12 protein-coding genes are annotated in these 11,988 nt (G+C 74.8%); 6 read left to right on the forward strand and 6 right to left on the reverse strand.

Annotation, left to right across the window (positions count from 1 at the left end):
* Positions 1 to 88: 88 nt before the first annotated feature.
* From ACOQFB_RS01510 to ACOQFB_RS01530, 5 genes are all read left to right on the forward strand, one after another.
* A complete protein-coding gene (locus ACOQFB_RS01510; protein WP_059438438.1) occupies positions 89 to 469 on the forward strand; it encodes a hypothetical protein in 381 nt (126 codons plus the stop codon).
* Positions 470 to 599: 130 nt separating this feature from the next.
* A complete protein-coding gene (locus tag ACOQFB_RS01515; protein ID WP_059438437.1) occupies positions 600 to 1,259 on the forward strand; it encodes a hypothetical protein in 660 nt (219 codons plus the stop codon).
* Between the two features lie 143 nt (positions 1,260 to 1,402).
* On the forward strand, positions 1,403 to 2,050 hold the full coding sequence (locus tag ACOQFB_RS01520; protein ID WP_059438436.1) for a hypothetical protein: 648 nt from the start codon (positions 1,403 to 1,405) through the stop codon (positions 2,048 to 2,050).
* A gap of 117 nt (positions 2,051 to 2,167) precedes the next feature.
* A complete protein-coding gene (locus ACOQFB_RS01525; protein ID WP_059438435.1) occupies positions 2,168 to 3,166 on the forward strand; it encodes an alpha/beta hydrolase in 999 nt (332 codons plus the stop codon).
* 42 nt (positions 3,167 to 3,208) lie between these two features.
* A complete protein-coding gene (locus tag ACOQFB_RS01530; RefSeq protein WP_421610685.1) occupies positions 3,209 to 3,898 on the forward strand; it encodes an HDIG domain-containing metalloprotein in 690 nt (229 codons plus the stop codon).
* A 60-nt stretch (positions 3,899 to 3,958) separates the two neighbouring features.
* Here the strand turns inward: ACOQFB_RS01530 and ftsZ are convergent, their stop codons facing one another.
* The 3 genes from ftsZ to ACOQFB_RS01545 form a co-directional block, all read right to left on the reverse strand.
* Entirely contained in the window at positions 3,959 to 5,176 is a 1,218-nt protein-coding gene (gene ftsZ, locus ACOQFB_RS01535; RefSeq protein ID WP_059438433.1) for a cell division protein FtsZ, read from the reverse strand.
* Between the two features lie 20 nt (positions 5,177 to 5,196).
* Positions 5,197 to 6,429, reverse strand: a complete 1,233-nt coding sequence (gene ftsA, locus ACOQFB_RS01540; RefSeq protein ID WP_012527804.1) for a cell division protein FtsA — start codon at positions 6,427 to 6,429, stop codon at positions 5,197 to 5,199.
* Positions 6,430 to 6,493: 64 nt separating this feature from the next.
* On the reverse strand, positions 6,494 to 7,372 hold the full coding sequence (locus ACOQFB_RS01545; RefSeq protein ID WP_059438432.1) for a cell division protein FtsQ/DivIB: 879 nt from the start codon (positions 7,370 to 7,372) through the stop codon (positions 6,494 to 6,496).
* A gap of 190 nt (positions 7,373 to 7,562) precedes the next feature.
* Here ACOQFB_RS01545 and ACOQFB_RS01550 point away from each other — a divergent pair, with 190 nt between their 5' ends.
* Positions 7,563 to 8,630: a cytochrome c3 family protein gene (locus tag ACOQFB_RS01550; protein WP_421610686.1), complete on the forward strand. Its 1,068-nt coding sequence runs from the start codon at positions 7,563 to 7,565 to the stop codon at positions 8,628 to 8,630.
* 19 nt (positions 8,631 to 8,649) lie between these two features.
* On the opposite strand, the gene ACOQFB_RS01555 is transcribed toward ACOQFB_RS01550, so the two are convergent.
* From ACOQFB_RS01555 to murC, 3 genes are read right to left on the reverse strand one after another with little or no spacing between them, the layout of a single operon-like run.
* A complete protein-coding gene (locus ACOQFB_RS01555; protein WP_421610687.1) occupies positions 8,650 to 9,576 on the reverse strand; it encodes a D-alanine--D-alanine ligase in 927 nt (308 codons plus the stop codon).
* Positions 9,573 to 10,562 (reverse strand): UDP-N-acetylmuramate dehydrogenase, encoded by a 990-nt coding sequence (gene murB, locus ACOQFB_RS01560; RefSeq protein ID WP_421610688.1) that lies wholly within the window; start codon positions 10,560 to 10,562, stop codon positions 9,573 to 9,575. The genes ACOQFB_RS01555 and murB overlap by 4 nt, the downstream gene beginning before the upstream one ends.
* 43 nt (positions 10,563 to 10,605) lie before the next feature.
* Entirely contained in the window at positions 10,606 to 11,982 is a 1,377-nt protein-coding gene (gene murC / locus ACOQFB_RS01565) for a UDP-N-acetylmuramate--L-alanine ligase (protein WP_059437897.1), read from the reverse strand.
* Positions 11,983 to 11,988: the final 6 nt, after the last annotated feature.

The raw sequence follows: 11,988 nt of genomic DNA on the forward strand, positions 1-11,988 counted from the left end.
AGCGCGCGCGGCCCGCACCTCCGGCGCGAACTGTCAAGCGCCGGCGGCCGTTGACCGTGGTGGCGCGGGGTGCCTACGATTCCCCGCGATGCCGTCCCCGCTCCCCCGATCGCGCCGCGCCCCCGCGGCCGCGTCCACGGTGGTGGACCTCGCGCAGGCGCGCGAGTCGCGCCGGCTGCGCGAGCTGCAGGCGCGCTGCCGCGGCGTGGACGAGGTGAACCGGCGGGGCCTGTCGCGGCTGTTCCAGAGCGGCCTCATCTTCACGCGCCAGGGCGCCCGGCTCGGGCGCGACCTCCTGCTCGCCCACCAGCACCTGCTCCGCGTGTCCGACCTGCTCGCGCGGATCGGCGAGCTCCCGGCGGAGGAGGCGGGCGACGCCGATCCGCTGTACGCGGAGGCGCAGTCGCTGCTCGCCCGCACCACCGAGCTGACCGCCCGCACCGGCCTCGTGCTCGCGCGCGGCCGCTGACCCCGGCGCACGTCCGCGCCGCGCCTCCGAGGCGCTCGCCTGCCCGCCCTCACTCACGGTATCGTTCACCCTGCGCGCGGCCCGCGCGGGCGCGCCGCCCGCGCCCGGCGCCGGCGCGAGGGGCGGTGCGATGCGCAGGATCCTGGCGGTGGGCGCGGCGGTCGTCGCGCTGGCGGCACCCGCGGCGGCGAGCGCGCAGATGAGCCTCGGCGTTCGCGTCGGGTACGCGCGGGCGCTCGGCGACGTGGGGGAGGGCGGCGGCGAGCGGCACGCGATGTCCGACTGGGTGGACGCGCAGCTCCCGGTGCAGGCGGACGTGATGTTCCGGGTCACGCCGGCGCTCTCGATCGGTCCGTACGTGGCCTACGGGTGGGCCTGGACCGGCGGCGACCTCGAGGCCCTGTGCCGCGAGCCGGGCGTGGACTGCTCCAGCTGGTCGATCCGGGCCGGCGCGCAGGCCCTGTACCGGCTGGCGCCGCGCGCGTCCCTCTCGCCCTGGCTCGGCGCCGGGATCGGCTACGAGTGGATCCAGTCGACCCGCGGCCTCCCCGGCGACGCGCGCGTGAACATGAACGGCGTGGAGTGGCTGAACCTCCAGGCCGGCGCCGACGTGGCGGCGACCTCCGGCCTGCGCATCGGGCCGTTCGCCATGGCGAGCCTGGGCCGGTACGGGACGGCGGAGGCCAGGCAGCACTGGCCGTTCCCGAGCAGCCGCACGGAGCTCGCCGACGCGCAGCGCTTCCACGGCTGGGTCCAGATCGGCATCCGGGTCCAGCTCGAGCAGCGCTAGCGGACCGGGCGCCCGCGGCGTCGTGTCGCGGTCCGGTCGCGAAGTTGCCGGGGGGCACACCCCGCGTATGATCCCGACCCGGCGGGGCTCGGGGCGCGACCTTCCGCGCCGACGGCGGCCCCGATCACGTGAGGGGGATCGCCATGCGCAGGATCGTGACCTTGGGCGCGGTGCTCGCCGCGCTGCTGCTGCCGACCGCGTCGAACGCGCAGGTCAGCCTGGGGCTCCGGCTCGGGTACGCCTGGGGGCTCGGGGACGTGGGCGGCGGCGGCGGTGACAAGCTGAAGATGGCCGACTGGGTGGACGGGCAGGTGCCGATCCAGGTGGACGCGCTGTTCCGGGTGACGCCGGCGCTCGCGGTCGGTCCCTACTTCTCCTACGGCTTCGCGGGGACCGGCGGCGACCTGAAGTCCATGTGCGACACGTCCGGGGTGGACTGCTCCGCGTACGTGATGCGGCTCGGCGTCGAGGGGATCTACACGCTGCCGGCCGCGGGCAACCTCGCGCCGTGGCTCGGCGTCGGCATCGGATACGAGTGGAACCGCCTGAAGGCGGAGGGCGGCGGCGAGAACCTGACCATGAAGTGGAAGGGCGTGGAGTGGGTGAACCTGCAGGCCGGCATGGACTTCCTCGTCGGGCCGCAGCTCCGCACCGGGCCGTTCCTGATGGCGAGCTTCGGCCGCTACGACAAGGGCGACGCCTCGGGCGTGATCTCCGGCGGCGGCAGCATCAACGACAAGAAGTTCCACGAGTGGCTGCAGGTCGGCTGGCGAGGCCAGTTCGACCTGTAGCGCGGGTCCGGGCGTGCAGCGCGGAGGCCGCCCCCGGGGGCGGCCTTCGTGCGTTCCGGGCGCCGCGCTTGCCCCCGGCGCGCCGCCGCGCTACCGCTCGACGGGCGCGGAGGCGACATGCACGGGACGCTGGTGGAGCTGGAGATCGACTCGCAGGCGCTGGCCGGGAACCCGCTGGGCGATCCGGCGCGGCGGCCGCTCCTGTGCTGGGTGCCGCCGGGCGGCGCGGCCGGGCTGCCCGCGGTCTACTTCCTCCACGGCTTCGCCGGCTCGGCGCGCGGCTGGCTCAACGTGAGCGCGTTCCAGCCCACCGTGCCGGAGCGGCTCGACGCGCTGGTCGCGGCCGGCGAGGCCCCGCCGTTCGTGGCCGTGTTCCCTGATGGCTTCACCGCGCTCGGCGGCACGCAGTGGATCAACGCGCCGGCGGTGGGCCGCTACCAGGACTACGTGGCCGACGACGTGGTGCGCCTCGTGGAGGCGCGGCTCGGGACCGTCCCGCGGCGCGAGGCGCGCGCGGTGGTGGGGAAGAGCTCGGGCGGCTACGGCGCGCTGCGCATGGGGCGGGACCGGCCCGACGCCTTCGCGCACCTCGGCTGCCACGCCGGCGACGCCTACTTCGAGTACTGTTACCTGCACGACCTCCCGCAGGCCGCGGCGGCGCTGCTCGGCGCGCCGGACGCCGCCGCGTGGCTGGAGGACGCGAAGCGGCGGGCCCGCGAGACGAAGCTCGCGGGCGGCGACCACCCGGTGCTGAACGTGCTCGCGATGGCGGCGCACTACGCCGCCGACCCCGCGGCGCCGCTCGGCCTGGCGCTCCCGTTCGAGCTGCCCAGCGGCCGGATCCGCGAGGACGTGTGGGCGCGCTGGCTGGAGGCGGACCCGGTCCGCTTCGTGCCGCGCGCGCTCGACGCCTACCGGCGCCTGGAGAGCGTGTTCCTCGACTGCGGCACCCGCGACGAGTTCCACCTGCGCTGGGGCGCCCGGATGGTGGCGGAGGCGCTGCGCGCGGGCGGCGTGCCGGTGGTGCACGAGGAGTTCGAGGGCGGGCACATGGGCACGAGCTGGCGCTACGACGCCTCGGTCCGCCACCTCGTCCCGCGGCTGGCGCGCGCCTGACCGGGAGCGGCGCGGGCGCGGGCTCCCGGCTACCATCGGCGCATGACCGCGCCCGTCCCGTCCCGCGCCGCCGCCTGGGCGCTGCTCTGCGAGCACACCGCCTCCCAGCCGCTCCGCCGCCACGCCCTGGCCGTGGAGGCGTCGATGCGTGCGCTGGCGCTCCGCGCCGGCGTGGCCGAGCCGGCCGGGCTGGAGACCTGGGGCCTGGTGGGCCTGCTCCACGACTTCGACTACGAGCGCTTCCCCACCGAGCAGGACCACGTCTTCCGCGGGATGGAGATCCTGCGCGCCCGTGGCTGGCCGGAGGAGATCGTGAAGGCGGTGGGCGGGCACGCGTTCTACACCGGCATCGCGCGCGAGACGCCCATGGAGAAGGCGATCGTGGCCGCCGACGAGCTGACCGGGTTCGTGGGCGCCTGCGCCCTGGTGCGCCCGTCGAGGCGGATCGCCGACGTGCCGGTGGAGTCGGTGGTGAAGCGGATGAAGGACAAGGCGTTCGCGCGCTCGGTGGACCGCGAGTACATCCGGCGCGGCGCGGAGGAGGTGGGGCTGCCGCTCCCGGAGCTGGTGGCGCTGGTGCTGCGCGCGCAGGTGCCCATCGCGGCGCGGCTCGGGCTGGACGGCGCACCGGCGGCGGACCTGCCCGACGAGCCGGTGCCTCCGGAGCCGCCCCTCGACTCCGCCGCGGTGCGCGCGGCTGCGCTCGGGGTGAGCGGACCGTCCGGTACCTGAAACGAAGCGCGGCGCGCCCGGCGAGCGGGCGCGCCGCGGGCGCGAGGGTTCCGGGGAGGACTACTCGCGCGGCGGGTTGCCCCGGCGCAGGAACGCCGGGATGTCGTACTGGTCCTCGTCGGCCGGGCGGTACACCGGCGCCTCGCGGCGGAACGACACCTTCGCGGGCGCGGTGACGTGGGCCGGCGCGGCCGGGGTCTGCAGCCGGATGGGCGGCTTGGCGGCGGCCTCGACCGGCAGCGGCGGCGGCACCTGCCGGACCGTGGCCGGGGCCCGCGCCTCCACCGGCTCGACCTTACGGGCCATGGCGCGGCTGCGCTCCTCGCGCGCCTGGAAGCCGGTGGCGATGACGGTGATCTTCACCTCGTCGCCCAGCCGCTCGTCGATCACCGACCCGAAGATGATGTTCGCGTCGCTGTCGGCGGCCGCCTGCGCCATCGACACCGCCTCGTTCACCTCGTGCAGGGTGAGGTTCGGGCCGCCGGTGATGTTGACCAGCAGGCCGGTGGCGCCGTCCAGCGTGACGTCCTCGAGCAGCGGCGAGCTGATGGCGGCCTGCATCGCCTCCATGGTGCGCTGCTCGCCGGAGGACCGGCCCGTGCCCATGAGCGCCATACCCTGGCCGCCCATGATGGTGCGCACGTCGGCGAAGTCCACGTTGACGATGCCGTGCACGGTGATGAGGTCGGAGATGCCCTGCACCGCGTTGAGCAGCACCTCGTCGGCGCGCTTGAACGCGTCGGCGAGCGACATGTTCTCGCCCGCCACCGAGAGCAGCCGCTGGTTCGGGATCACGATGAGCGTGTCCACCGCGGCCGCCAGCTCGGCGATCCCCGCCTCGGCCTGCTTGCGCCGCTTGTTCCCCTCGAACAGGAACGGCTTCGTCACCACGCCCACGGTGAGCGCCCCGGTGGCCTTGGCGATGTCGGCCACCACCGGCGCGCCGCCGGTGCCGGTGCCGCCGCCCATCCCGGCCGTCACGAACACCATGTCGGCGCCCTCCAGCGCCGCCGCGATCTGCTCGCGCTCCTCCAGCGCCGCGGTGCGGCCCACCTCCGGGTTCGCGCCGGCGCCCAGCCCGCGCGAGGCGGACTTGCCGAGCTGGATCTTCACGCTGGCCTTGTTCGCGGCCAGCGCCTGCACGTCGGTGTTGGCGGCGATGAACTCCACGCCCTCGAGGCGCCCGGCCACCATGGTGTTGATGGCGTTGCCGCCACCGCCGCCGACGCCGATCACCTTGATCTTCGCCGCGTCCTGCCTGTCGGTGTACTCGATCATTGGTCGGTTCCCCCCCGCGGCTAGAAGATCTGGCCCAGCCACTCCTTCATGCGGACCTTCACCTTGCGGTAGACGTTCTCGTCCCGGATCTTGAAGTACGGGCTGTCGTCCTGCTGGTGCGCGCCGTAGATCACCAGGCCCACCGCGGTCGCGTACATCGGGCTCTTCACCACGTCCACCAGGCCGCCGATCCCCCGCGGCAGCCCCCGCCGCACCGGCACGCCCAGCACCTCCTCGGCCATCTCCGGCATCCCGGCGAGCAGCGTCGAGCCGCCGGTGATCACCACGCCCGAGGCGAGGATCTCCTCCATCCCGCACTTCTGGATCTCGTGCTGCACCAGCATGAAGATCTCCTCGACGCGCGGCTCCACGATCTCGGCGAGGATGTGGCGCGAGAGGACGCGCGGCTGCCCGCCGCCCACGCTGGGCACCTCGATGGTCTCGGTCTTGTCCACCATCGAGGCCATCGCGCAGCCGTACTGCTTCTTGATCCGCTCCGCCTCGTGGGTGGGCGTGCGCAGCCCCACGGCCACGTCGTTGGTGAGGTGGTTGCCGCCCAGCGAGATCACCGCGGTGTGCTGGATCGAGCCGTTGTGGAAGATGGCGATGTCGGTGGTGCCGCCGCCGACGTCCACCAGGCACACGCCCAGCTCCTTCTCGTCCTCGGAGAGCGTGGCCAGCGAGGAGGCCAGCGGCTGCAGCACGATGTCGGCCACGTTCAGGCCGGTGCGCTGCGCGCACTTGACGATGTTCTGCGCCGAGGAGACCGCGCCGGTGACGATGAGCGCCTTCGCCTCCAGGCGCACGCCGCTCATCCCGACCGGCTCCTTCACGCCGTCCTGGTCGTCCACCACGAACTCCTGCGGGAGCACGTGGATGACCTCGCGGTCCAGCGGGATGGCGACGGCCTTGGCCTGGTCGATGACGCGGTCCACGTCCTGCTGGCGGACCTCCTTGTCCTTCACCGCCACCACGCCGTGCGAGGGGAACGCCTTGATGTGGCCGCCGGCGATGCCGGTGTAGACGGTGGTGATCTCGCACCCCGCCATGTGCTCCGCCTCCTCGATCGCGCGCTTGATCGAGGCGACGGTGGCGTCGATGTTGACCACCACGCCCTTGCGCAGCCCCTTCGACGGGTGCGAGCCGATGCCGATGATGTCGATCGAGCCGTCGTCGGTGACCTCCCCGACGATGGCGCAGATCTTCGTCGTGCCGATGTCCAGGCCGACGAGGATGTCCCCGCTCTTCGCCATGTGAACCTCCGGGCGTGACCGCGCCGTCGCGCTTTCGCCCACCTAGGGCCCTCTCGGACCCGTCCTACCGCAGCGACGCCGAGCGTCCCTGCGGACCACCACCACCCGCTGCGTACGACCGTCCGTCCGGCTCACCGCGCCGACCGGCCACCCGGACCGCCACCCAGTCCGGGCGGCGGCGGTTGTCCAGGTGCAGCACCTCCGCCCGCTCCCCCTCGGCGTCGAGCGCCGAGAGGACGCGGTGGAGGCGCGTCAGCTTCTCCTCCAGGTCTCCCTGGCCGAGGCGGATCTCCGTCCCCTCGTCCGACCAGAGCGTGGTCCCGTACTCCGGGTCCACGTGGATCTCCGAGATCGTCGAGCGCGCGTCGAGGCCGCGCGCCGACCAGCGCCCGAGCAGCGCCAGCGCGCCGCCCAGCAGCGGCGCGAACTCGGCGCGCCCCTCCACCCACGCCTCGCGCTCGATGCCGGTGATGACCGGCAGGTCCAGCCCGTCGCCCGGGACCGCGCGCTTGAACACCTCGCCGCGGTCGTCCACCAGGTACAGGCCGCCCAGGTCCACCAGCGCGGCCGGCCGCCGCTCCGAGACCTGCACCTCGAGCGCGGGCGGGAACGTGCGGCGGACCTGGGCCGAGGCGATCCAGGGGTGGCGCCGCAGCGCCGCCGCCATCGCGTCGGTGTCGAGGAACAGGAGGTGGTCGCCCGGCTGCACCGGCGACAGGTCGAGCAGCTCCTGCGGCGTCGCGCGGGAGAGCCCCTCGAACCGGAGCTCGCGGACGCGCAGCAGGTCGCTCTTCCAGCCGAGGCGCCAGCCCAGGTACGCGGCGCCGCCGAGGGCGCCCAGCGCGACGATCGAGGGCAGGGCGAGCGCCATCGCGCGGGCCAGCCGCCGCCGCCGCTCCCCCGGAACCCTGTCCACGCGCCGCCGGTTCGGACCCCGCGCCACCCGCCACTCCCGCCACCCGGACACATCCGCCCACCGCAGCCCACGTGAATGAAACCAGAGGGCGCTTCCGGGCGCTATCACCCGACGGTGCAGGATGCCCGAGCAGCGGCCGCTGGCAAGTTTTCCGCCCGCGAAACCCGGGCCGCCCGCCTTCTCGTCTTCCCGCGAGGATGCGCTAGCATCTCCGCACATGCACCCTGGGCGCGCCAGCGTGGCGGGACTCCTCGCCGCGGCCAGCATCGCCGCCGCGGCCGCCGGGCCGGCCCGCGCCGCGCCCGCCGCGCCGGCGCCGCCGCCGCCCGCGGTGCGGCGGGGCGCCGCGGCGGTCGCGCCGCTCCCGCCCGGCCAGGCCCGCTCGACCCACGCGCCGTACGCGGCCGGGGACTGCGCCGCCTGCCACCGCTCGGCGGACCGCGCCAGCCCGGGCCCTCTGCGCCACGCCAGCGTCAACGCCGGTTGCCTCGAGTGCCACGAGGAGATGCGGGAGGTGATGGCGCGCAAGCTCAAGCACGCGCCCGCCGTCCGCTCCTGCACCGCCTGCCACAACCCGCACGACGCCGCCGGCCCGTCGCTGCTCGCGGCCCCGGTGGCCGAGCTGTGCGCCCGCTGCCACCCCGGGGTCGCGGCGCAGGCCGCCGCCGCGCCGGTGAAGCACGCCCCGGTGACCGAGGGGCGGGCCTGCGCGAGCTGCCACGATCCCCACGCGGCCCGCCACGAGGCCCTGCTCACGGCGCCCGCGTTCGAGCTGTGCGTCGGCTGCCACTCGAAGGACGGCATGAAGGCGGCGGACGGGCGGACGCTGGTCAACATGCGCCGCTGGCTGGAGGAGAACCCGGTCTGGCACGAGCCGGTGCGCGAGCGCGACTGCGGCGCCTGCCACCGCACCCACGGCGGCGACCACCCGCGGCTGCTGGTGGCGGACCTGCCCGACAAGCTGTACGCGCCCTACGACCGGCGCAGCTACGCGCTCTGCTTCGGCTGCCACAACGACCGGCTGGTCTCGGAGGCCGAGACCACCACGTTCACGCGCTTCCGCGACGGCGCGCGGAACCTGCACGCGGTGCACGTGGACCGGGAGCGCGGCCTCACCTGCCGGGCCTGCCACGACGCCCACGCGTCCAGGCAGGAGCGGCACGTGCGCGATCGCGTGGCCTACGGGAGCGGCGGGTACGTGCTCGAGCTCGGCTTCACGCGCACCGCCACCGGCGGGACCTGCGCCAAGGCGTGCCACGAGGCGAAGACGTACGTGGCGCGGTGACGGGCGCAGCCCCGCCGGATCAGCTCTTCAGCGCCGCGCCGTCGAGGATCCGGTCGCACAGGTCCGGGAAGGAGAGGCCCAGCCCGGCGGCGATCTTCGGGACGAGCGAGGTCGCGGTCATCCCGGGGAGCGTGTTCACCTCGAGGATGTACGGCGTCCCGTCGCCGGCCACGATGAAGTCCACGCGCGTCACGCCGCTGCACCCGATGCCGCGGTGGGCGGCCTCGGCCGCCTCCATCACGGCGCGGACGTGCGCCTCGGGGATGCGCGCCGGGTAGAAGTACTTCGTGGTCCCGGCGGTGTACTTCGCGGCGTAGTCGTAGAACGCGTTCGCGGGCACGATCTCGATCGCCCCGAGCGCCTTCCCGTCCAGCACCGCCACGTCCACCTCGGTGCCCTTGACGTACCGCTCCACGATGACGTCGCCGGCGTACGAGGCCGCGTCGCGGCAGGCCGGGCCCAGCTCGGCGGCGTCGTTCACGAGGTGCACGCCCACCGACGAGCCCTCGCCGGCGGGCTTCACCACGCAGGGCAGGCCGAACGGCAGGTCGCCCACGCCGATCGAGCCGGCGGCGGCGCGCGGGAACACGCGGTAGTCGGCGACGGCCAGCCCGAGCGAGCGGAAGATCGCCTTCGACACGGTCTTGTCCATGCCCATGGCCGAGGCGAGCACGCCGGAGCCGGTGTACGGGATGGCCATCGACTCGAGCAGCCCCTGGATGCTGCCGTCCTCGCCCCAGCGGCCGTGCAGCGCCACGAACGCGACCTCCACCCGCTCGGCGCGGAGCCGCGCCGCCACCTCGAGGTCCACGTCCACCAGCACCACGTCGTGCCCCTTCTGCCGGAGCGCGTCGGCGCAGGCGGCGCCGGTCTTGAGCGACACCTCGCGCTCGCTGGAGCGCCCGCCGTACAGCACCGCCACCTTCTTGCCCGTCCACGTGCTCATGTCGCCTCCGGGGGGCGCGCGCCCCCGCTCGCCGCGCCGGGGCCGCCGCCCGCGGCGGCGTGCCCGTCCAGCCCTTCCAGCTCCTCCGGCGGGAACTCGCCCATCAGCCGGACCTCGGTCTCGAGGGCGATCCCGAACCGCTCCTTCACCCGTGCCCGCGCCAGCCGGACGAGCGCGAGCACGTCGCGGGCGGTCGCGCCGCCCAGGTTGGTCACGAAGTTCGCGTGCACCGGGGACCACACGGCGTTGCCGACGCGGTGCCCCTTCAGCCCGACGGCCTCGACGAGCCGCCCGGCGTACTCGCCCGGCGGGTTCGTGAAGGTGGAGCCGAAGGTGGGCCGGTCGAGCGGCTGGGTGGCGCGGCGGCGCTCGCGGTCCTCGCGCATGAGCGCCTCGCTCGCGGCCACGTCGCCGGGCCGGAGCCGCACCTCCACGCGCGCGATCACCGCGCCGGGCGGGAGGCGGCAGGTGCGGTAGGCGTAGCCCAGCGCCGACGCGGGCACGAAGCCGGCGCCGTCGGCGGTGGCGAGCTCGAGGCGGGTGACCACGTCCTTCATCTCGCCGAGGCGCGTGCCGGCGTTCATGGCCGCCGCGCCGCCCAGCGTCCCGGGGATGCCGCCCAGGAACTCCATCCCGACGAGGCCGTGCGCGTGCGCCCGCGCCGGCAGGCGCGAGATGGGCGCGCCGGCGGACAGGACCAGCGTGTCACCCTGGGTGGACTCGCCCGGGAAGTCCTGCGGGAGCCGGAGCACCACCCCGCGCACGCCCGCGTCCGCGACCAGCGTGTTCGCGCCGCCCCCCAGCACCGAGAGCGGCACGCCCAGCTCGCGCACCGCGCGGAGCAGCGCCGCGAGCGCGTCGGCGTCGGCGGGGCGGCAGAGCAGGTCGGCCGGCCCGCCCACCCGCACGGCGGTGCGCGGCGCGAGCGGCGCGTCCGGCAGGTGCTCGCCGCGCACGCGGCGGACGATCTCGTCGCGCCAGGTCATGTGCGGGAGGCCGGGCGGGCCCGCGCGCCGGGGGAGGGGGCGCTCATCGCTCGAGCAGCGCCAGGAGCTCCGGGCCGGCGGCGGTCACGTCGCCGGCGCCGAGCGTGAGGACGAGATCGCCGGGGCGGACCCGCTCCTTCGCGGCGCGGGCCAGCTCGGCGCGGGGGACCACCGTCACGTCGCGGTGGCCCCAGGCGCGGATGGCCTCCGCCAGGTTCGCGGCGGTCGCGCCCGGGATGGGCTCCTCGCCGGCGGCGTAGATGTCGGTGAGCAGCAGCACGTCCGCGTCGTTGAACGCGGTCGCGAACTCGGCCATGAGGTCGCGCGTGCGGGTGTAGCGGTGCGGCTGGAACAGGCAGACCACGCGCCGCTTGAACGCCTCGCGCGCGCCCTGCAGCGTGGCCTTCACCTCGGCCGGGTGGTGGCCGTAGTCGTCCACCACCGTGACGCCCGCCACCTCGCCGCGCACGGTGAAGCGCCGCTGCACGCCCTGGAAGCTGCGGAGTGCCTCGCGCGTCACGAGCGGCGGGATGCCCATCTCGTCGCCGAGCGCGATCACCGCGAGCGCGTTGAGCGCGTTGTGGCGGCCCACCATGGCCACCTCGAAGCGCCCCAGCGCCTCGTCGCGCCGGAACGCGTCGAAGCGGACCGCGTGGCCGGACAGCTCGATGGCCTCGGCCCGGTAGTCGGCCTGGTGGCTCTCGCCGTAGGTGACCACGCGCTTCTCCACGTCCGGCAGGATCGACTGCACCGTGGGGTGGTCGATGCACAGGATGGCGAGCCCGTAGAACGGCACCCGGTTCACGAAGTCCACGAAGCCGCGGCGCAGCGCGTCCGGGGTCTTCCAGTGGTCGAGGTGCTCCGGGTCGATGTTGGTGACGATCGCGATGGTGGGCGGGATGCGCAGGAACGAGCCGTCGGACTCGTCCGCCTCCACCACCATGTAGTCGCCCTTGCCCAGCTTGGCGTTCGAGCCGAACGCGTTCACCTTGCCGCCCACCACCGCGGTCGGGTCCAGGCCGGCGTGCGCGAGCAGGTGCGCCGCCATCGAGGTGGTGGTGGTCTTGCCGTGCGAGCCGGCGATGGCGACGCCGTACTTGAGGCGCATCAGCTCGGCCAGCATCTCGGCGCGCGGGATGACCGGGATCTTCCGCCGCCGCGCCTCCAGCACCTCCGGGTTGTCGCGCTTCACCGCGGACGAGATCACCACCACGTCCACCTGCAGCACGTTCTCGGCCGCGTGGCCGTACGAGATGCGGCCGCCCAGCCCGGCCAGCCGCCGGGTGGTCTCGGACTCGCGCAGGTCGGAGCCGGAGACGGCGTAGCCGAGGTTGAGCAGCACCTCGGCGATGCCGCTCATGCCGATGCCGCCCACGCCCACGAAGTGGATCTTGGCCTGCCTGGAACGGAAGAGGCTCATGTGTCG

The sequence above is a fragment of the Anaeromyxobacter sp. Red801 genome, assembly GCF_049201065.2.
In the GTDB taxonomy this organism is placed as follows: domain Bacteria; phylum Myxococcota; class Myxococcia; order Myxococcales; family Anaeromyxobacteraceae; genus Anaeromyxobacter.

Excerpts from the sequence above, each read along its gene's own strand:
- ACOQFB_RS01510 (WP_059438438.1), top strand. The coding sequence starts at position 89 with ATGCCGTCCCCGCTCCCCCGATCGCGCCGCGCCCCCGCGGCCGCGTCC.
- ACOQFB_RS01515 (WP_059438437.1), top strand. The coding sequence starts at position 600 with ATGCGCAGGATCCTGGCGGTGGGCGCGGCGGTCGTCGCGCTGGCGGCA.
- ACOQFB_RS01520 (WP_059438436.1), top strand. The coding sequence starts at position 1,403 with ATGCGCAGGATCGTGACCTTGGGCGCGGTGCTCGCCGCGCTGCTGCTG.
- ACOQFB_RS01525 (WP_059438435.1), top strand. The coding sequence starts at position 2,168 with ATGCACGGGACGCTGGTGGAGCTGGAGATCGACTCGCAGGCGCTGGCC.
- ACOQFB_RS01530 (WP_421610685.1), top strand. The coding sequence starts at position 3,209 with ATGACCGCGCCCGTCCCGTCCCGCGCCGCCGCCTGGGCGCTGCTCTGC.
- ftsZ (WP_059438433.1), bottom strand. The coding sequence starts at position 5,176 with ATGATCGAGTACACCGACAGGCAGGACGCGGCGAAGATCAAGGTGATC.
- ftsA (WP_012527804.1), bottom strand. The coding sequence starts at position 6,429 with ATGGCGAAGAGCGGGGACATCCTCGTCGGCCTGGACATCGGCACGACG.
- ACOQFB_RS01550 (WP_421610686.1), top strand. The coding sequence starts at position 7,563 with ATGCACCCTGGGCGCGCCAGCGTGGCGGGACTCCTCGCCGCGGCCAGC.
- ACOQFB_RS01555 (WP_421610687.1), bottom strand. The coding sequence starts at position 9,576 with ATGAGCACGTGGACGGGCAAGAAGGTGGCGGTGCTGTACGGCGGGCGC.
- murB (WP_421610688.1), bottom strand. The coding sequence starts at position 10,562 with ATGACCTGGCGCGACGAGATCGTCCGCCGCGTGCGCGGCGAGCACCTG.
- murC (WP_059437897.1), bottom strand. The coding sequence starts at position 11,982 with ATGAGCCTCTTCCGTTCCAGGCAGGCCAAGATCCACTTCGTGGGCGTG.